Consider the following 20,410-nt stretch of genomic DNA (forward strand, 5'->3'; position numbering starts at 1 on the left):
ACATTTAGCTGTTTTTCTGATATTAAAAGGCGCTTAAAATCAAAATGAAAAATGTTATTTGGAGTGCATTAAAGCGCTTTAAACAATTTTAAAAGCAATGTGGTCTTCTGCAAAAAAAACAGTCTTTAAAATAGCTTATATAAAGCTGTAGGGCACTAATAGTTTTCAAGCACTTTACTACAACTACAAACCATGTGCTGCTCCCCCACATTTTAAAATCAAAATTCTTTAAAGGCACTGCCATGAGCAACTATTATATTGTATATCTACTATTAAAACTGAGCCTTTGAACCTCTATTTTAATGTACCCAAACAAAAATTCTTTAGAAGTTCAAATGAGTACGAGATAAGAATTACTATATTTATAGCCTGTTATATTCATACTACATATTAGCAATGTCTTTCTAAAAGACTTTCTCTTAAAGCGAGTAAAAAAGCTTTGAGCCCTTTCAAGGCTTAGCTAATTACAGCCAATTATTTATTAGAATTTTTATTACGAAGCTTTAGGTTTTAAGCACTATATAATTTTGCATTTTAACCTTTTGTGCCAAAACATGTAGTATGAAATGAACAAACAATTAATATCTAAAACCATTGAAACATTCTACAATCAAGCCTCGGAGGAAACCCGACTTGAAAGTGGAATGGGGTTATTTGAATTTGAAAGAAATAAGTTACTAATTGAAGCATATCTAACCGCACCAAACTTACAAATAGTAGATGTTGGCGGAGGAACAGGAAAATACGCGGAGTGGCTATCAAAAAAAGGTCATAAGGTTCATTTAATAGAGCCTGTTGAAAAACATGTGCACTTAGCAAACCAAAGATCAAAAAGACTTAAGAACAAGTTTAAAGTGCATTTAGGAGAATCTAGAAGTCTTAATTTTCCAGATAATTTTGCCGACTTGATCATAATTCATGGTCCACTTTACCATCTTCAAAGAAAAGAAGATAGAGCATCAAGTATTATAGAAGCTAAACGTGTCTTGAAAAATGGCGGAATCATTTTGGGTTTTGCCATAAACTATACAGCTTCAACCGTGGTAGGACTTTTAAATGGTCTCATTCACAAAAGGTCATTTTTTGAGATGTGCAAAAGTGAATTGACAACGGGCTTACACAATCCGCCAGATGATCTTCCTTGGCTCATGACAGAGGCTTATTACCATAAACCAGATCAATTAAAATCAGAATTTGAAAATCAAGGTTTAGCCTATTTAAAAACCTATGCAGTGGAAGGTATGGCATGGCTTGACAAAGACTTTTTTGTCAACATTCAAAATGTCAAAAAAAGAAAGACTTTAATAGCGTTACTTAAAATCACGGAAAACGACAGCTACATTTTACCTTTTAGTCCACATATGATGATAGCAGTAAAAAAAGAAACACATGGAAAATAAAGACAGATACTTAAAAGCCCTCATTGAAAACCGTGGTCAATTAAATGAGATTGATTTAGGAGAAAAGATTCAATTGGAAGAAGAGGAGACAAGGGAAATAATAGCACAGCTATTATCTGAACATAGAGTTATTTACCAAGAAAACGGATGTTGTGCATACAACGTTAAGTAAGTACTTTCCACAGGTCTCCATTCTACTTTTTTGAAATTAACTATGAAGTAAAAATGACCGGTATAGACAGTTACATTCTAATCCAAACTATTTAAATATACCCATGTGTATATTTTGTAAAAAAATGACAGATAGAGTTTCTGTGTAAAAATGGTTTATTATAACCTATACTACATATAACGATTGGTATATGATAGATTGTCATTTAAAAATAAAAACAAGTAAAAACAACAAATCCCTTGTCAATGTAATGACAAGGGATTCAATATCGTAGAATTATCTTATAGTGGTTCTATGCCATCTGCTCTTGATTGACCCGCATAATCCACATTTTGTCATCATAGGCATCATTTAGCTTAGAGTAATAGGATATAAGGGCATTGGTCCAAGAGTCGTGCTTTTTAAGGTATACGTATCTATAATTGTTCTTAGGGTTGATAAAGTAGCTAGCGCTTAGTCCAAATGAATTTAGCAACGCCACAAACTTTTTAGCATTATTTGGGTTTGCAAATACATTTGCAATTAAGTAGTAACCAGAACCGGCTCCTTCTATCACATAAGATTTAGAATCGATCTCTCTAGAATCTACATTGTCTCTCACCACCTCATTGGAGGTTAAAACATTAGAATCATATTTGGAAGACTTCTCTTTTAGTTTGTTTACATTACTGGCGTAGGCCTCATTAGAGTACTTATTATCAACGTTCATGATCCACATGGCACCATCATAAGCGCCATTTAATTTTGAGTCATGTGCGGCAACAGCATCTTCAAAAGTTTCAAAACGTTGTAAATACACATATTTTAAACCAGTGTTGGGGTTATCAATATAATCGGCTTGTATCCCTTTTGCATTAAGGTCATCTATGAAGTTGTTCATGTACTGCCCACCTTTATACACATTGGCTACTACGTAATATCCATCGGTAACATCTGGTAAATTTTTAAATCTTCTACTCTTAACTCCATCTTGTACAATCTCTGTAGTCGTAGCAGTCGGTGTTGTGGTAGTTGTTCTTCTTCTACTTGCCACAACTGCATCTTTAGGTTGTATCTGCTTTTGATATTCGCGGTCAACGGATGATCTATCGGTAGTATTGGTTGCCACAACCGCTTCGCTTTTAATAACAGGTTCTTTAGTGTTATTAGCTACAACAACTACTCTATCTTGTTGACTTTCATTTACTACTTTATTCGAATTTATGGGTTGTCCTGTGTTGCTAGGGTTATAACTAGATGCCATCTCAGTATCACTATTCTCATCTAAGAAAAGTTCCTTTGCCCTTTGCTCTAAATCTGGTCTTTCACCGTTGGTCTCGTTACGTACCATTCGCATAACCATGGCAAAACGTCTTTCTAGGTCAGACTGGCGAATAGCTTCCAAAGAATCCTGACGAAACATCAGCTCTTCAATTATAGCATCATTTTCGGCCAGCTTCATTTTAAGTTCCTCAATTTCTTCATTGGTTGCAACGTTCTCAGGCTCTTCATCGTTCTTTACCAGATCATCTTCAAAATCATCTTCTAACATTACCCTATCTTCGGTTAGGTTAGGAGAGAATGAATATGCAACGGATATCTCATGCGTAAGACCAAAATTGTCAAAATTATTGGACAGGCCTTTTTCCATGGTATACCCTAATGATATTCTTTCATTCAAGTTAAAACCAACACCTGCCGCAGCTCCATAGAAACTATCATAACCACCCTGGATCCAACCTAATTTAGGAAGATCAAGTATTAAACTACCACCCAAGGTAACATCTTCTTCACCTACTTTTCTAACCCTTGCCAACGGCATTAATCTAGCTTCTTCAAAAATTCCTTTTTTATTTTCAAACTGATGGGTATATTGTAAGTGGGCAGAATATGTTTTATCCTTAAATTCGGTTACCGACTCGCTATTCTTTAAATTGTAGTCAAATAGGTTTTCTGCAAACATACCTACATCAAACTTTCCATAAGAAAGGTTAAAACCAGGTTGAAACGATAATAGGCTTTGATCTTGTAAACCCGCCAAAAAAGGATCTTCTTCAACCGTTGAAGCCCTACCGTTATCAAATCCACTTTGATAGTACGATACGTTAGCACCAAAGGTAAAATTACTCTTATCGTTCAACTTAACGCCATAAGCGTAGTTTGCAAGTACACCAAAATTACTTAGAATACCTTCTCTTTGTGAATACAGACTTAAACCAAGTCCGGTTCTATCACTAATACGTCCACTATAGCTTAAGAAATAGTTCTGATTGTTATCATCAAATTGTACCGATTGGTTTCTGTGTAACAAATTGATATATGATTTATCTTCCCTAACCGTTGAAAACGTAGGGTTAATTAAGAATCGGTTATACTTCAATAAGTTTTGGGCAGGAACATCATATGATACAAACGGACTTTCCTCTTGCCCACTAACCTTCATGATAGCAAACACAAATAACAATAGATATAAAACACTTTTCTTTAGCATGGTGAGCTTAACGTATTACTGTGATCGTACCTTGTTTTAGTACTTCACTGGCATTCCTAATTTTATAATAGAATACCATATTTTGTTTGGTGAAAGCCGTAGTTGACTGCGGCCAATTATTTTTATAGTCGAATTCGTTTACAATTTCCTGACCTTGTTCATTATAGATTATGATATTAACATCGGCCTTATTAGAATATGAGTTAGGGATTACCCATTGATCATTGATTCCATCTCCGTTTACCGTAATTACATTAGGTACTTTAAACGTATCTAAGTACGAGACTTCCACTTGTCTAATGATCTCACAATTATCAATTGAAGCGATCAATGTATAGCTACCAGCTTCCGTAAAAGTTATACTATCCACATTGCCTATTTCAACGGCATTGGCATCTAGCCATCTATATGCAGTACCTCCACTTGCGGTCACTAATTTTGTAGTGCCTTCTGGCATTACAATCTCAGTTCCCGGATCAAGCGTAATCAAGTTTTCATCAAGAGGACTAATGACTATTTCATTGGATAATAAAGCACAACCATCTCGGTTTACTGCCAATCTATAGCTACCTGCAGTAGTTACCGTTAGTGATGTATCTGTTGTATTTACAGGTGCTCCATCTAGTTGCCATTCAAAAGTGGAAGAACCTAGATCACTAGAGGTACTTAAAGTTATCGTTTCGCCACCAGAACAGAATACAGTACCTGAACTTGCTATAGAAATGCTCTCGCTAGTTAATAACTGAACAGTTAACGAATTGGAATCTACAGTAAAACTATCTACCGATGCGTTAAGATCGTATGTTCCATTTTCAGCATTAGAAGCCAAACTAATAGTACTACTTGTTGCACCACTAACAGCTGTACCATCTTTGGTCCATTGATAGGTGAACCCATTTACTAAGGCGCTGGTAACATCTGTTTTAGTACCATCGGTAGCAACCGCATTAATTTGTTCTACACCCAATATAGTACTTGTTGATTCACATGAAGTATACGCATCGGTATAATTAATGGTCATTTCAAAAGAAGCAGGTGACACAACCGTAGTCACATCAGAATTTTTTGAGGATACAGAACACGACCCCCCTGTTTGGGTTACCTCAGCGTAATACTCTCCGTCTTGTGAAATAGTTATAGCACTATTGGTCTCGCCAGCTATTTCTATTCCATTTCTATACCATTTATAACTAGGTGTATTAGCCGTTGTACTAATTGATAAGGTTTGGCTCTGCGTAGGCAAAAGCACCATATTAATTTCGTTTTCTACATCTACCGTATATACATCTGCATTTGTTATAGTAATCGCAGAAGATCTTTCATTACAGATACCCGTACCCGAAATTTCTATGGCATAGTCACCTTCAAATCCGGCAGCGGATGCATCAACGGTATAAGAAGTTGCCGTAGCACCTAATATAGCCACATCATTTTTAAACCATTGATAGCTCCATGAAGCATCTGTTTGATCTATAGTAAGTGTTTCAGAATCTGTACTACACAAAGCAGTTTTGCTTGGTGCCGTTACAGCTATCCCCGTACCAGAACCTCCAATCGTTACATCAACAATATTAGAATCTGTATTACCGGAACCTGTACAACGTGGTCCGTAATCAATATAAACATTATACATACCAGACTGGGTTACGTTTAATGTATGACCTGTTTCACCTGTTAACTCAGTTCCGCTTCTAAACCAAATATACTGGTAGGTTTCTGGGTTGCTTATATTATCTACTTGCAAGGTAATAGGACCGGTGCTACACACTGTACCTGGAGGCACGCCATCACCTTGTTCACTAATGTTCAAGTTAGAAGTTACATCCATGTAATACATGTTATATGCGGGAGATTCGTTACCAATCTTTTCTGGATCGGTACTACGAACCCTCATTTTGTAACCTTCGCCACGCGTATCAGTTGGTATGGCAAAACTGGTATCAAAGTCCTTTACAGTATTTTTATCACTAATGGTTTGTAAAGTTTGCGCATTAGCAAAGCTACCAGTGGCATCAGATAATTCGAGAATAAACTCATTACCTGCATTGGCGGTACCAATCCACGTGATATTCACAAAATATTCATTGAAACCAGAGTTTCCCGCACAAACGGCGGTCCATGGCGTACTTCCTGACAGATTAGGATTGTCTGCAGGTTCTGGGGCATTGAGCACTATTGCCTGTGCCGATAATTGATAGGCACTAAATAGCATACAAAATGCGGTAAAAAAGGTAATTTTGGTCAAGGTTTTCATAAGTATTTGTAGTTATGGGGGCCACTACGGTTGAAAAGTTGGTTAATAAATTATTTTACTTTTCCATCATTTCATAGACAAATATGTTATTTAATCCGACGAAGAGGAATTTATTGTTGTCGGAAGGAAGATTTATGTTGTGAAACTCATTTTATGTAAGGTGTACTTTATTTAAACCTGTCGTTTAAGGCAATTTTGCTACTTTTGTAGCTTGAAATATATTGACATGAGCGAGACAACAAAGTCTTTGAATTTTATTGAACAAATTGTTGAAGAGGACTTGGTAAATGGTTATACCAAAGATCAATTACGATTTCGTTTTCCCCCAGAACCTAATGGATACCTTCATATAGGTCATGCAAGTTCCATTTGCTTAAACTTTGGTTTAGGTTTAAGGTATAATGCGCCTGTAAATCTGCGTTTTGACGACACCAACCCGGCAAAAGAAGAACAAGAGTTTGTAGATGCCATTAAAAAGGACGTTGAATGGTTAGGTTTTAAGTGGGATACCGAACGGTATGCATCTGATTATTTCCAACAATTATATGACTGGGCAATTGAATTGATCAAAAAAGGAAAGGCATATGTGGACAATCAATCTTCTGAAGAAATGGCCGCACAAAAAGGCACGCCTACAGAACCCGGTACAAATAGTCCATTTAGAAATAGATCGGTAGAAGAGAATTTAGCGCTTTTTGAAAAAATGAAAAATGGCGAATTTGAAGAGGGGACACATGTACTTAGGGCAAAAATTGATATGTCATCTTCAAATATGCTAATGCGCGACCCTATTATGTACAGGATACTGCATAAAGCGCACCATAGAACAAATACCGATTGGTGTATTTATCCTATGTACGATTGGACCCACGGAGAAAGTGATTACATAGAACAAGTGTCTCATTCCTTCTGTACGTTAGAATTTGCCATGCACCGTGAATTGTATAACTGGTTTTTAGATCAGGTATATGATCAAGATAAGGTAAGGCCTAAACAACGTGAGTTCGCCCGTCGTAACTTAAGCCATACCGTAGTTAGTAAAAGAAAATTAGCCCAGCTGGTAGAAAAGGGCATTGTTAATGGGTGGGACGACCCAAGAATGCCAACCATATCAGGTCTGCGTAGAAGAGGATATACGCCAGAGTCTATCCGTAATTTTGCGGATACCATTGGAATTGCTAAAAGGGACAACTTAATTGATGTTTCTTTATTGGAATTCAACATACGTGAACATTTAAATAAAACCACGCATAGAGTAATGGGTGTTTTAAATCCATTAAAACTGGTTATTACCAATTATCCAGAAGGAGAAACCGAGTGGCTAGAAGCAGAAAATTCCCCTGAAGATGAAAATGCAGGTTCAAGACAAGTTCCTTTTTCAAGAGAACTATATATAGAACAAGAGGATTTTAGGGAGTCTGCCAATAAAAAGTTCTTTCGTTTAAAATTGGGCGGAGAGGTTCGTTTAAAGAACGGATATATCATAAAAGCTGAAAGTTGCACAAAAGATACCGATGGTAATATTACAGAAGTCCAATGTACATATGACCCAAAAAGTAAAAGTGGTAGTGGTACGGAAGAAAGTTTGCGTAGGGTAAAAGGGACTTTACATTGGGTTTCAATAGCACATGCCTTAAAGACGGAAGTTAGGTTATACGATAGGCTATTTACAGATGAAAGTCCAGATGCTCACAAGGACAAGGATTTCTTGGAGTTTATTAATCCAGATTCTTTAACCGTAATAACAGGATATGTAGAGCCTGCGTTAAAGGATGCGAAGCCAGGTGATCGTTTTCAATTTCAACGACTAGGATATTTTTGTGTTGATCCAGATACCACCACAGATAAATTAGTCTTCAACAGAACTGTTGGTTTACGAGATTCTTGGGCTAAAATTCAGGAAAAAAAGTAATATAATCATTGCTTATAAAGACTCATCAGTTTAATCAATAAGTCTTATACAAAAGCGCCGTTAGATATACGTTCTAACGGCGCTTTATAAATTAAAGACCTATTGATATTGTTTAGCCGACAAAACCCCTTTAAAAGAGTGTATTTAGCGAAAACCTATACAAGTAAGAACCTTTGCTATCAAAAAAAGCCGGACATAAAAAAAGCCCGAAAAAAATTTTTCGAGCTTTTTTAAAATTGGTCTTTAAATTATTCTTTTGGTTTGGGCTTGTTGGTTTTTTTCATGCTTTCTCCGATCATGTTACTTGCCGTAAAGCTTGCCACCATATTATTCAACATATCACTACCGGCTTGTGGTGAGTTAGGTAATAGAATTAAATTGGTATTGGTTTCTTCACCTATACTTTGAAGTGTATCATAATGCTGTGTTACTACGATCAATGCAGAAGCTTCTTGCGAGTTTATACCTACCTTGTTCAATACCTCTACAGATTCTTCTAGACCACGGGCAATTTCTCTTCTTTGATCAGCAATACCCTGTCCTTGTAACCTTTTACTTTCCGCTTCGGCTTTTGCCTTTTCAACTATTAATATACGAGCAGCATCACCTTCAAACTGGGCAGCTGTTTTTTGGCGCTCAGAAGCATTAATTCTATTCATGGCCTCTTTTACCTGCGGATCTGGATCAATATCCGTTACCAAGGTCTTTATGATATCAAAACCATAATCCAACATGGCCTCCTGTAATTCTGATTTTACCGCAATTGCTATATCATCTTTTTTAACGAAGACATCATCCAATTTCATTTTTGGCACTTCTGCACGTACGACATCAAATACATATGATGTTATTTGCTCGTGCGGATACTCCAACTTATAGTAAGCATCATATACTTTTTCTCTAATTACTACATATTGTACCGATACTTTCAGCTTAACAAAAACATCATCCAACGTTTTAGTTTCAATAATTACATCTAGCTGCTGAATTTTTAAACCTATTCTTGCTGCTATACGTTGTACAAAAGGAATTTTAAACTGAATACCCGATTGTCTAACACTAGTAAATTTTCCAAATGTTTCTATTAAAACCGCCGTTTGCTGCTTAACAATAAACACACCGGATAAGATGGTCACAATGACCAGAAACAAAATTGGAATCCAAATAAATGAGCCCATAATAATTGATTTTTAAGTTAATAATGGAAGATACTAAAAGCCTTCTTAACATTAGTTGTCAAATAGCCACATTTGTTACATGAATTTCCTGTTTAATTTATAACGGGTAATTCAAACGTTACACCGTATTGATAATTAACTAACTATCTGTACATTTAAAGCTATAAAGTTATTTCAATGCTATTAGCCATACAACCAAAACTACCTATGCGAAATAAGTCTAAGACCAAGGCTTATTATATAGATATGCTAGGTTTTAAAGAGTTGGGCACTACCACGTATCCGGATTACTTAATGCTTGTAAAAGAGCATGTAGAAATTCATTTCTTCTTGTTCAAAACACTTGAAGTAAAGGAAAATTATGGCCAGGTATATATACGAACCAAAGACATAGAAATATTATACCAATCATTATTAAATAACAAAGTTCCTATTCATCCTAATGGTAAACTAGAAGTAAAACCATGGGGTCAAACGGAATTTTCCCTTTTAGATCCAGACAATAATCTATTGACATTTGGTGAATCTACAACTTAAATTCTACCATAAAAAAGGGCAGTAACCAAGTTGGATGCTGCCCTTTAATTTAATATTGAAGTGTTATTACTTTAAATCATAACGATCTAAATTCATAACCTTTGTCCAAGTCTTCGCAAAATCTCTAACGAATTTCTCTTTAGCATCTTCCGTACCATATACTTCCGCTAAAGCACGTAGTTCAGAGTTGGAACCAAAGATAAGATCTGCTCTTGTACCTGTCCACTTAACCGCTCCAGATTTACGATCGCTACCTTCAAATACAGTATCATCGTTAGAAGCAGCTTTCCATGTTGTGCCCATGTCTAAAAGATTTAAGAAGAAATCATTGGTCAATACACCTGGCTTGTCTGTGAACACGCCGTTATTAGAACCATCATAATTTGCACCTAATACACGTAGACCACCTATAAGAACTGTCATTTCTGGCGCAGTCAAAGTCAATAGATTAGCTCTATCGATCAATAATTCTTCGGCCTGTACAGACAATTTTTTTCTAGTATAATTTCTAAATCCGTCCGCTAAAGGCTCTAATGCATCAAACGCTTCGGCATCTGTCATCTCCTGAGTAGCATCGGTACGACCTGCATTGAATTCCACATTCGTAGCAAAACCTGCTAAACTAGCGGCATTCTCTACTGCAGCAGTACCACCTAATACAACTAAATCTGCAAAAGAAACCTTTTTATTGCCAGATTGGCCTTCATTAAACTCTTTTTGAATTCTTTCTAAAGTTGCTGTAACCTTGGCCAATTGAGTAGGGTTATTTACTTCCCAATCTTTTTGAGGAGCTAAACGAACACGACCACCATTTGCACCACCTCTTTTATCCGAACCTCTAAAAGTAGAAGCAGAAGCCCATGCTGCACTAACCAACTCTGCCGTTGAAAGTCCAGAAGACAAAATAGTTTTCTTTAATTGGGCGATATCAGAATCATTGATCAATTCAAAATCTACCGCTGGTACAGGATCTTGCCATAGCAATTCCTCTTGTGGCACCTCTGGTCCTAAGTAACGCTCTTTAGGCCCCATATCACGGTGTGTTAATTTGTACCAAGCTCTAGCATAGGCATCCTTAAACTCATCTGGATTCTCTAAAAAGTTTCTTGAAATCTTTTCAAATTCCGGATCTACACGCAAAGACATATCTGTTACCAACATGAATGGTTGGTGAGTTTTTCCTGGAATATGCGCATCTGGCATTTGACCTGCGCCTGCATCACCTACTGGTTTGTATTGCCATGCACCAGCGGGACTTTTAGTTAACTCCCATTCAAAACCAAATAGGTTCTCAAAGAAGTAATGGCTCCATTTTGTAGGAGTTTGTGACCAAGCACCTTCTAGACCACTGGTAATTGTATCTGCACCAAAACCACTGCCATAACTACTTTTCCACCCAAGACCTTGTTCCGTAATATCTGCTGCAGCTGGCTCAACATCTACATAATCATCAGGACTTGCAGCTCCGTGCGTTTTACCAAAAGTGTGTCCACCGGCAATCAATGCAACAGTTTCATAATCATCCATGGCCATTCTCTTAAAGGTCTGTCTTATATAGTGAGCAGCTTCTAATGGATCAGGATTTGCATTATGGCCTTCAGGATTTACATAGATCAATCCCATGTGGGCAGCACCTAAAGGATTCTCCAATTCATTTCCATCCTCATCATATCTTTGTTTGTTGCCCAGCCATTCTGTTTCAGAACCCCAATACACATCTTCTTCCGGTTGCCAAATATCTTCACGACCACCAGCAAAACCAAACATTGGTAATCCCATACTTTCATGGGCCACGTTACCTGCTAAAATCAATAAATCTGCCCAAGATATTTTTTTACCATATTTCTGTTTAATAGGCCATAATAACAAACGTGCCTTATCTAGGTTGGCGTTATCCGGCCAACTATTTAAAGGAGCAAAACGTTGGTTACCTGAACTTGCACCACCTCTACCATCTGAGATACGGTAGGTACCAGCACTGTGCCAAGCCATACGGATGAAAAACGGACCATAATGACCATAATCTGCTGGCCACCAATCTTGACTATCGGTCATTAAATCGGTCAAATCCTTTTTTATAGCCGCTAAATCCAAAGACTTAAATTCCTCAGTATAGTTAAAATCATCATCCATTGGATCTGCCATTTTAGAATGTAACCTCAGTATATTAAGGTTCAACATATTTGGCCACCAATCTTTATTAGTGGTTCCACCACCTGCTGCTTGATGCATTTCACCATTTAAAAATGGACAATTTGCTGCTGACGAATCATTCACGTCCCAAGCTTCACCTTTTCCGTTAGTACTACTCATGATTATAATAGTTTAATTGTTGTTTTTAGTTCTTCAGTGGTAAAATTATCAATAATTAATTTATCGAAAATTCAATTACAATAGAAAATATCTATGATGCGATTATAAAACGTTTAGCAATTATTCAATTCGGTTGCAGAACCACTTCATAAAAGCCACTAAATCTTAGAATATCATAAAGATAAAAAGATAATAGTATAATCTGATACCAAACAACCATTAATTAATGGTTTAGTAAACCAAGCTATAAGTCACAAGAACTATCAACGTATAATGCATAAAGAGGGATGGACCAAAAATCTACCATTGAGATAAAATAGTACTTGTATTACGTTAATGATTACACTAAAAATTCACCTGTATGCCTTTGAACAAAGCCTACACTCAAAAATTAATTTAACAAATCATTGATAATCCTACCTTCTAAAACTAGCTATATTGCAGGTTCACCAGACCAAATAAATGCCTAAAATCACCAAAAGACAACGCCAAGCAAAATGGTTGCGAATATTTCGCAAAGTACATCGTGCAACTGGTGCGGCTCTGTTCATTTTTTTCTTTTTCATTTCTATTACTGGTCTTCTTTTAGGTTGGAAAAAGCATAGTGGAGGAGTAATTCTGTCTAAAACGTATAAAGGCACTTCCACTGATTTAAAAGATTGGCTACCCGTAGATAGTTTACATAGCATTGCCAACACCTATATCTTGGAACATGTATCGCCAGAACTATCCACCAAAATAGATCGCATAGATATTAGAAAAGAAAAAGGTATCGTAAAATTTGTATATGAAGATCATTATTGGGGTTTACAACTAGATGGGGCCACAGGTACTGTCTTACACACCGAACGCCGGTATTCTGATATCATTGAACATATTCATGATGGTTCCATTTTAGATGATTATTTAGGTACAAGTGATAATCAAATAAAGGTATTCTATACTACGGTAATGGGTCTTGCCCTTTTACTTTTTACCATTACAGGCTTTTGGCTTTGGTATGGACCTAAGCGAATGCGTAAAAATAATGCAAGTACTTAAAAATTAGGCTTAGCTTTGAAATCTTCAATAAGCTATAAAGACATGCCAGAATACAAGAAAAAAGATGCCTTACAAAAGCCTAGTTTACACTCAAGAAATAAACATACCGGTCGTTATGACCTTAAGGCACTAAAGCTGCTCAATCCAGATTTAAAACCATTTGTAGCCAAAAATAAACACGGTAATTTATCTATTGATTTTTTTAACCCTATTGCCGTAAAAGCGCTAAACAAGGCATTACTTATGGCACATTACGGTATTGAATATTGGGACATACCAGATGGTTTTTTATGTCCGCCAATACCTGGTAGGGCAGACTATATACACCATATTGCAGATGTTTTGGCAGACAGTAATCATGGAACTTTAGTCAAAGGTGATAAAATTAAGTGTCTAGATATTGGAGTAGGTGCAAATTGTGTATATCCAATAATTGGAAACAGCGTCTATGGTTGGTCTTTTTTAGGTTCGGATATTGACTCAAAAGCCATTGAGGCGGCACAAAAAATTGTAGAAAACAACGCCAATCTAACTGGTAAGGTAAAATTTAGATTACAAGAAAAACCTGAGCATATATTTTCTGGAATTTTAAAGGCTGATGAAAAAGTAGATTTCACTATATGCAATCCGCCATTTCATGCGAACCAAGCCGAGGCCGAAGCTGGAACTTTGCGTAAATTGAGCAATTTAAAAAAGAAGCGAATTAAAAAACCGGCTCTTAATTTTGCAGGGCAAGGAGGAGAGCTTTGGACCGATGGTGGTGAAAAACGATTTGTATTAAACATGATTAATGAAAGTGCACAGTTTTCAAAAAATTCTGCTTGGTATTCTACTTTGGTAAGTAAACAATCAAATTTGAGATCCTTTTATGACCGACTGGAAAAAATTGGAGCAACTGCCCATAAAACCGTACCTATGGGACAGGGCAACAAAATGAGCAGGTTGGTTGTTTGGACTTTTTTGACCGATGTAGAAATGAACGCATGGGCTAACGAACGTTGGAAAAGCGAATAAATATCAACTTTAAAAATTATTGAAGTAAAGACTGGTTTATAATAATACGTTTGTAGCTTATTAAACCCTTTATTTGATAAATATGACCCGAAGGGTCGATTTTTATTTTTAAATCCCTTAAAATCGATACTATGCCCGGAGAAAGCAATCTAGAAGTTCTTTTACAAAGTTTAAAACCTAAATTAAACGAAGGGAACTATGTTTTTATAAGTCTCCCCGAAATTGGCCATATTTCAAGAGCTGATATTCTTTTTGAATTTAAAGAAGCCGAAGGCATCACCATAATATTGACAAAAGAAAAAGCAGCGCATTATAAACTAGCTTATGAATTCATTGCCTCTTGGATTACATTGACCGTACACTCCGCTTTAGATGCGGTTGGGTTGACCGCTGCAGTTGCCAATGCGTTGACAAAACATAATATTAGCTGTAACGTGGTTGCCGCATTTTATCATGACCATATTTTTGTCTCCACAAAAGACGCTACTAAAGCCATGAGCATTCTGCAAGAATTTTCTAATAAATAAGCTTTAACCCAGTTTTTCTAGCGCTGTTTTAATTCGGGCAATACTTTCTTCTTTACCAACCATTGCCATTATATCAAAAATATGGGGACCTTTCATATCACCAACTAAGAACAAACGTAGGGGAGGCATAACCTTACCAAAAGAAAGTTCTTTTTCACCGATCCATGCTTTAACCATGGTTTCGCTATTCTCCGATGAAAAATCTTCAATGGATTCTATTACAGAAATCAATTCATTCATGATGACTGCAGTATCTTCTTTCCACTGCTTTTTGGCAGCCTTTGCATTATACTCAGTGGGAGCTACGAAAAAATAATCTGACAGATCCCAAAAATCGGAAACAAAAACTGCGCGTTCTTTTATTAAACTTACCACCTTGGTTACATACTCCAGATTAACCTTATCCTCATCAGTAGTATGCTCTTTCACAATGGGTAAGAAGCTATTAGCCAGTTCTGTATCGGCAGTTTCCTGTAAATAGTGTTGATTGTACCATTTGGTCTTTTCTGGGTCAAAACGCGCTCCAGATTTATTTACACGATCTAAACTAAAGGTTTTCACCAACTCGTCTAAAGAAAATAGTTCTTGTTCCGTACCAGGATTCCATCCTAATAAAGCCAAAAAATTAACAACTGCTTCAGGAAAATATCCTGATTCTTTATAACCAACAGAATCGTTCCAAGAAAGAGGAAAAACCGGAAAGCCCATTTTTTCACCATCACGCTTACTCAATTTACCTTTACCAACAGGTTTCATAATCAATGGTAAATGAGCAAATTCTGGAGCATTCCATTCAAATGCATCATACAACTGTTTGTGTAATGCTAAAGAAGGTAACCATTCTTCGCCACGAATTACATGAGAAATTTCCATTAAATGGTCATCAACAATATTTGCCAAATGATACGTTGGCATACCATCACTCTTAAAAAGAACTTTGTCATCTAGCACATTTGTATCTATCTGTATTGTACCACGAATTAAATCTTGCAATTGCAATTTTTCATCTGGCGGCGTTAAAAATCGAATAACATAGTCATCACCATTGGCCAACCTTTCTTTAACTTCTTCTGGCATTAATGAAAGAGAATTATCCAACTTTAACCTGTTATGCCAGTTATATATAAAAGTTTTACCTTTTTCTTCATGCTCTTTTCTATGAGCATCTAAGCTTTCTGAAGTATCAAAAGCATAATATGCCTTACCTTTCGCAATTAGATCATCTGCGTATTTCTTATATAAAGATTTACGCTCGCTCTGTCTATACGGTCCAAAACTACCTTCTTTACCAACACCTTCATCAAAAGGAATTCCGCACCAGTTCAATGCATCAATTATATATTGTTCCGCACCTTCCACATATCTATTTTGATCGGTATCTTCTATACGCAGTATAAAATCGCCACCATGTTTTTTGGCAAATAAATAATTAAAAAGGGCCGTGCGCACACCGCCAATATGTAATGGTCCTGTAGGACTTGGTGCAAAACGCACACGAACTTTCTTCGACATAATGATTATTTGATTGCGCAAAGATACATAACCAAGTGTTTTTAAATATAGAATACGAAATAGGATTTCACTTAAGTAAAGCGCATTTTCACTGTAATAAACAGCATTAAAGGATTTTGATTTAACAAATATTTCCCAACAAACCATCTTAATATCCGTTATCTTGGTATAAAAAAGGTAATTGCAAGACTATAATCACATATTACACCGGTTAAATCAATTTATAAAAAAACATTATTCTCAAATTCTTCTAAAGGGAATTTTGCTTTTTATAGCGTTAGGATTTTTGTTTTTCCTCACCATCTTAGCTATAGAGTACTTTCTTTGGTTAAACTCTTTGGGCCGAACGGTATTATTTACCTTGTTCATAGCAGTAGAAGTTCTATTGCTTTATAAATACATTTTAATACCGGTCTTCTATCTTCTTAAATTAAAAAAGGGTATAGGAAATAAAGAAGCCGCAAATATGATTGGCAAGCATTTTCCAGAAGTAGGGGATAAACTCACAAATTTGTTGGACTTAGCAGAAGATTCTGAACAGTCTGAATTATTACTAGCTAGTATTGCACAGCGTTCCAAACAAATGGATTCCGTTCCATTTTCAAGCGCAATTGATTTTAAAGACGCCATCAAATATGTAAAGTATTCTATTATACCGATTGTTATTGTCTGTTTACTTTACCTCACCGGTAATTGGAGTTCATTTTTTGGTACATATGAAAGAGTTGTAAATTATGAAATGGCATATGAAAAACCTGCACCGTTTCAATTTCATGTACTTACCGATCAATTAAGTGCTTTGCAAAATGAATCATTCACCATTCAAGTTTCCACAAATGGTAAAGTTAAACCAGAAAATGTGTACATCGTAGTAGACGGTAAACCCATATTGATGCAAAAACAGGACGGGATTTATGAATACACCTTTTCACCACCCATACAATCTACAAATTTTACGTTTTTGGCCAATGAAGTTAATTCAAAATCCTACTCATTAATCGCATTGAAAACTCCTTCAATATTAGATTTTTCAATGGATTTAAAATATCCTACTTACCTGAACAAACCAAATGAAACAATCAAAAGTACGGGTAATGCGATTTTACCGGAAGGAACCCAAGTAACATGGAACATTGAAGGAGAAAATACCGAAAAGATTAATCTAAACACAAAAGATACCGTTCAATCTTTTATAAAAGAAAAAAACACTTTTACAATTCAACGGAAAATATACAACGACCTAGATTATGAACTTACCACAACCAATGTAAATGTCCAAAATTATGAACGTTTAGAATACTCGTTCAAAGTAATTAAAGATGCTTATCCAACATTAAAGGTGAACCAGGTTTTAGATTCCTTGAATCCAAATGTTTCGTACTATACAGGAAATGCAAGTGACGATTATGGTCTTTCAAAAATTGAACTTGTTTACTTTGAAGTTGGTAAAGAGAATCAAGAGCAGAAAATAGACCTTGCAAAACCCAGTTCAAATTTTGAACAGTTTTACTACACCTTTCCATCAGGTTTGGCATTAGAATCCGGTAAACAATATGCTTTCTATTTCCAAGTAACCGATAACGATGCCATACACCATGGAAAGGCTATAAAAAGTCAAATATTCCAACAGGTATTATTAAATGAAAATCAACTCAAGAATAAAGATCTTGAATCTCAACAATCACTCATAAAGGATTTAGACAAATCTTTAGAACGTGCAAAACAACAGAAAGAATCATTAGAGGAAATAAATCAAAATCAAAAAGAGAAAAGTAGTTTAAATTTTAATGATCAAAATCAAATTAAAGACTATTTAAAAAAGCAAGAACAACAAGAGCAATTAATGCAAAAGTTCAGCAAAGAGTTAAAGGAAAACCTAGACAAAGGAAACAAGGATGATAAATTAAACCAATTGTTACAAGAACGATTGGAGCGACAAGAACAACAAGCCAAGAAAAACCAGCAACTGCTAGAAGAACTTAATAAAGTAGCAGATAAAATTAAAAAAGAAGAGCTTACTAAAAAGCTTGAAGAATTAGGTAAAAAGCAACAAAATAGCGAACGCAGCCTAGAACAATTATTAGAATTGACCAAGCGCTATTATGTCACAGAAAAAGCGTCTCAGCTAGCACGTGATCTTGAAGAACTGGCAAAAAAGCAAGAGGAACTTTCTAAAAAGAATAAAGAAGAAAATAGTTCAATTAAGCAGCAACAATTAAATAAAGCTTTTAATGAATTGTCCAAAGAAATGGATGGGCTAAAAAATGATAATAAAAAATTAAAAAAACCAATTGATTTAAATTTAGATACCAATAAAAAAGAAGCTATTAAAGAAGATCAGAATGAAGCTTTAGACGAACTACAAAAACAAGAAAATTCAGAATCAAAATCAACCCCGGAAAGCGATCAAAACAATGCTTCAAAGAAACAAAAATCCGCTGCGCAGAAAATGAAAGAAATGAGTGAGCAGCTCAGCTCATCTTCTTCCAGTAGTAGTGGAGGATCATCAGTAGCCGAAGATGCAGAAATGCTAAGACAAATATTGGATAACCTCATTATATTTTCATTTAAGCAAGAATCTTTATTTGATAAACTATCGGCTAAACAAGACCAAGATCAAACGCAATACTCACAAACAGTTCGTGACCAAAATGAATTAAGAGGGTTATTTGAACATGTTGACGATAGTCTTTTTGCCTTGTCTTTACGACAAGCAGAACTTTCAGAATTTGTAAATGAACAAATTACCGAAGTATATTATAACATTGATAAATCTTTAGAAACAATGGCAGATGGACAATTGTTTCAAGGAATTTCACATCAAAAATATGTATTGACCGCTTCAAACAGCTTAGCAGATTTTTTAGCAAATGTTATGGATAATATGCAAGAAAGTATGCAAATGGGTAAAGGTTCCGGTCAAAATGAAGGAGGTTTTCAACTACCAGATATTATCAAAGGACAACAACAACTTGGGGAAAAAATGGGTCAACAAGGCCAATCCGGAAAAAAAGGTAAAAGTGGAGAAGGAGAAAAGGGAAGTAAGGGCGAACAAGGAGAAGGAGGAAAACAAGGAGAGAATGGGGAGCAAGGTCAAAACGGAAAATCTGGAGAAAACGGAAGTGAAGGAGAAAATGGCCAGAATGGAAAAAATGGTAATGGTGGCCAAAAAGGAGAAAATGGTCAAGGAAACGGAAAAGGGAACTCTAACGGAAATGGAGGACAAGGAAATGGACAGATGAGTGAAGCAGGACTAAAAGAGATTTATGAAATTTATCAAAGTCAACAAAAAATTCGTCAAGAGTTAGAAAAACAATTAGAAAACATGATTAATAGCGGAGACCAAAAATTGGGTCAAAAGCTGATTAAGCAGATGGAGGATTTTGAGAATGATTTACTTGAAAATGGAATTACAGAACGTACCATCAACAAAGCCAACACTATACAGTACGAATTATTGAAGCTGGAGAACGCAGCACTAAAGCAAGGAGAAAAATCTGAGCGAGAAAGTAATAGAAATACAAAAGACTTCACAAATCCTATTACTACTAAACCCTCATTATTAGAGAATTATCATAATGAAGTGGAAATTTTAAATAGGCAAAGCTTACCTTTGCGGCAAAATTTTCAAACAAAGGTTAAAGAGTACTTCAAAGCAAATGATTAATTACAACTACCTAACCGATTTTAAGCTAGTAGAAGAAACACATTTTGATTCATGGATTATTAATTCTTGCAAAACCGAAGGTTTTTCAGTTCAAGAATTAAACTACATTTTTTGTGATGATGAATACTTGCTTAAAATCAATCAAGATTATTTACAACACGATTATTTAACAGACATTATTACCTTCGATTATGTATCAGGTAAAAATGTATCTGGAGATTTGTACATCTCTATAGATCGCGTAAAAGAAAATGCAGAAGACTTTAATGTCTCATTTGAAAATGAATTAAAGCGTGTAATGGTTCACGGTGTTTTACACTTAATGGGCTATTCGGATAAATCGGAAACAGCTACTGCCGAAATGCGCGCTAAAGAAGAAGAAAAAATAAAGCTGTTCCACGTGGAACAATAGA

General features: G+C 35.7%; 14 protein-coding genes. 9 read left to right on the top strand and 5 right to left on the bottom strand.

Annotation, left to right across the window (positions count from 1 at the left end; genetic code table 11):
- Window positions 1–566 precede the first annotated feature (566 nt).
- Both I600_RS10940 and I600_RS10945 read left to right on the top strand, forming a co-directional pair.
- On the top strand, window positions 567–1,400 hold the full coding sequence (locus I600_RS10940) for a class I SAM-dependent methyltransferase (protein ID WP_058104575.1): 834 nt from the start codon (window positions 567–569) through the stop codon (window positions 1,398–1,400).
- Window positions 1,390–1,572, top strand: coding sequence for a hypothetical protein (locus I600_RS10945; protein ID WP_058104576.1), 183 nt, complete (start codon window positions 1,390–1,392; stop codon window positions 1,570–1,572). The genes I600_RS10940 and I600_RS10945 overlap by 11 nt, the downstream gene beginning before the upstream one ends.
- A 292-nt stretch (window positions 1,573–1,864) precedes the next feature.
- On the opposite strand, the gene I600_RS10950 is transcribed toward I600_RS10945, so the two are convergent.
- Both I600_RS10950 and I600_RS10955 read right to left on the bottom strand, forming a co-directional pair.
- Window positions 1,865–4,042, bottom strand: coding sequence for a PorP/SprF family type IX secretion system membrane protein (locus I600_RS10950; RefSeq protein WP_058104577.1), 2,178 nt, complete (start codon window positions 4,040–4,042; stop codon window positions 1,865–1,867).
- Between the two features lie 7 nt (window positions 4,043–4,049).
- Entirely contained in the window at window positions 4,050–6,296 is a 2,247-nt protein-coding gene (locus I600_RS10955; RefSeq protein WP_082642955.1) for a T9SS type B sorting domain-containing protein, read from the bottom strand.
- Window positions 6,297–6,522: 226 nt separating this feature from the next.
- On the opposite strand from I600_RS10955, the gene I600_RS10960 reads away from it, so the two are divergent.
- Entirely contained in the window at window positions 6,523–8,208 is a 1,686-nt protein-coding gene (locus I600_RS10960) for a glutamine--tRNA ligase/YqeY domain fusion protein (protein WP_058104578.1), read from the top strand.
- Between the two features lie 248 nt (window positions 8,209–8,456).
- Here I600_RS10960 and I600_RS10965 read toward each other — a convergent pair whose 3' ends face one another.
- On the bottom strand, window positions 8,457–9,386 hold the full coding sequence (locus I600_RS10965) for an SPFH domain-containing protein (protein WP_058104579.1): 930 nt from the start codon (window positions 9,384–9,386) through the stop codon (window positions 8,457–8,459).
- Between the two features lie 177 nt (window positions 9,387–9,563).
- Between I600_RS10965 and I600_RS10970 the strand changes: the two genes are divergently transcribed.
- Window positions 9,564–9,923 carry a bleomycin resistance protein gene (locus I600_RS10970; protein ID WP_058104580.1) on the top strand — a complete coding sequence of 120 codons (360 nt, stop codon included), beginning with the start codon at window positions 9,564–9,566 and terminating at the stop codon, window positions 9,921–9,923.
- 66 nt (window positions 9,924–9,989) lie between these two features.
- Here the strand turns inward: I600_RS10970 and katG are convergent, their stop codons facing one another.
- Window positions 9,990–12,236, bottom strand: a complete 2,247-nt coding sequence (gene katG / locus I600_RS10975; RefSeq protein WP_058104581.1) for a catalase/peroxidase HPI — start codon at window positions 12,234–12,236, stop codon at window positions 9,990–9,992.
- A gap of 462 nt (window positions 12,237–12,698) precedes the next feature.
- Here katG and I600_RS10980 point away from each other — a divergent pair, with 462 nt between their 5' ends.
- From I600_RS10980 to I600_RS10990, 3 genes are all read left to right on the top strand, one after another.
- Complete coding sequence (locus tag I600_RS10980; protein WP_058104582.1) at window positions 12,699–13,277, top strand: PepSY domain-containing protein; 579 nt, start codon at window positions 12,699–12,701, stop codon at window positions 13,275–13,277.
- Window positions 13,278–13,292: 15 nt separating this feature from the next.
- Window positions 13,293–14,291: a 23S rRNA (adenine(1618)-N(6))-methyltransferase RlmF gene (rlmF, locus tag I600_RS10985; RefSeq protein ID WP_245188880.1), complete on the top strand. Its 999-nt coding sequence runs from the start codon at window positions 13,293–13,295 to the stop codon at window positions 14,289–14,291.
- A 131-nt stretch (window positions 14,292–14,422) separates the two neighbouring features.
- Window positions 14,423–14,818 carry an ACT domain-containing protein gene (locus tag I600_RS10990; RefSeq protein WP_058104584.1) on the top strand — a complete coding sequence of 132 codons (396 nt, stop codon included), beginning with the start codon at window positions 14,423–14,425 and terminating at the stop codon, window positions 14,816–14,818.
- Window positions 14,819–14,821: 3 nt separating this feature from the next.
- On the opposite strand, the gene gltX is transcribed toward I600_RS10990, so the two are convergent.
- The gene (gene gltX, locus I600_RS10995; RefSeq protein WP_058105116.1) at window positions 14,822–16,330 is read right to left on the bottom strand and encodes a glutamate--tRNA ligase; all 1,509 of its coding nucleotides are present in this window, start codon (window positions 16,328–16,330) and stop codon (window positions 14,822–14,824) included.
- A gap of 337 nt (window positions 16,331–16,667) precedes the next feature.
- Between gltX and I600_RS11000 the strand changes: the two genes are divergently transcribed.
- The gene (locus tag I600_RS11000; protein WP_245188881.1) at window positions 16,668–19,997 is read left to right on the top strand and encodes a DUF4175 family protein; all 3,330 of its coding nucleotides are present in this window, start codon (window positions 16,668–16,670) and stop codon (window positions 19,995–19,997) included.
- Window positions 19,990–20,409, top strand: a complete 420-nt coding sequence (gene ybeY, locus I600_RS11005; RefSeq protein WP_058104586.1) for an rRNA maturation RNase YbeY — start codon at window positions 19,990–19,992, stop codon at window positions 20,407–20,409. The genes I600_RS11000 and ybeY overlap by 8 nt, the downstream gene beginning before the upstream one ends.
- Window position 20,410: the final 1 nt, after the last annotated feature.

The organism is Maribacter dokdonensis DSW-8, from assembly GCF_001447995.1.
Taxonomy (GTDB): domain Bacteria; phylum Bacteroidota; class Bacteroidia; order Flavobacteriales; family Flavobacteriaceae; genus Maribacter; species Maribacter dokdonensis.

What these genes read in the sequence shown, in the direction of transcription:
- I600_RS10990 (WP_058104584.1), top strand. Translation starts at nt 14,423, where the DNA reads ATGCCCGGAGAAAGCAATCTAGAAGTTCTTTTACAAAGTTTAAAACCT.
- I600_RS10970 (WP_058104580.1), top strand. Translation starts at nt 9,564, where the DNA reads ATGCTATTAGCCATACAACCAAAACTACCTATGCGAAATAAGTCTAAG.
- I600_RS10940 (WP_058104575.1), top strand. Translation starts at nt 567, where the DNA reads ATGAACAAACAATTAATATCTAAAACCATTGAAACATTCTACAATCAA.
- I600_RS10965 (WP_058104579.1), bottom strand. Translation starts at nt 9,386, where the DNA reads ATGGGCTCATTTATTTGGATTCCAATTTTGTTTCTGGTCATTGTGACC.
- I600_RS10955 (WP_082642955.1), bottom strand. Translation starts at nt 6,296, where the DNA reads ATGAAAACCTTGACCAAAATTACCTTTTTTACCGCATTTTGTATGCTA.
- I600_RS10945 (WP_058104576.1), top strand. Translation starts at nt 1,390, where the DNA reads ATGGAAAATAAAGACAGATACTTAAAAGCCCTCATTGAAAACCGTGGT.
- I600_RS10980 (WP_058104582.1), top strand. Translation starts at nt 12,699, where the DNA reads ATGCCTAAAATCACCAAAAGACAACGCCAAGCAAAATGGTTGCGAATA.
- I600_RS10960 (WP_058104578.1), top strand. Translation starts at nt 6,523, where the DNA reads ATGAGCGAGACAACAAAGTCTTTGAATTTTATTGAACAAATTGTTGAA.
- ybeY (WP_058104586.1), top strand. Translation starts at nt 19,990, where the DNA reads ATGATTAATTACAACTACCTAACCGATTTTAAGCTAGTAGAAGAAACA.
- katG (WP_058104581.1), bottom strand. Translation starts at nt 12,236, where the DNA reads ATGAGTAGTACTAACGGAAAAGGTGAAGCTTGGGACGTGAATGATTCG.
- gltX (WP_058105116.1), bottom strand. Translation starts at nt 16,330, where the DNA reads ATGTCGAAGAAAGTTCGTGTGCGTTTTGCACCAAGTCCTACAGGACCA.
- I600_RS10950 (WP_058104577.1), bottom strand. Translation starts at nt 4,042, where the DNA reads ATGCTAAAGAAAAGTGTTTTATATCTATTGTTATTTGTGTTTGCTATC.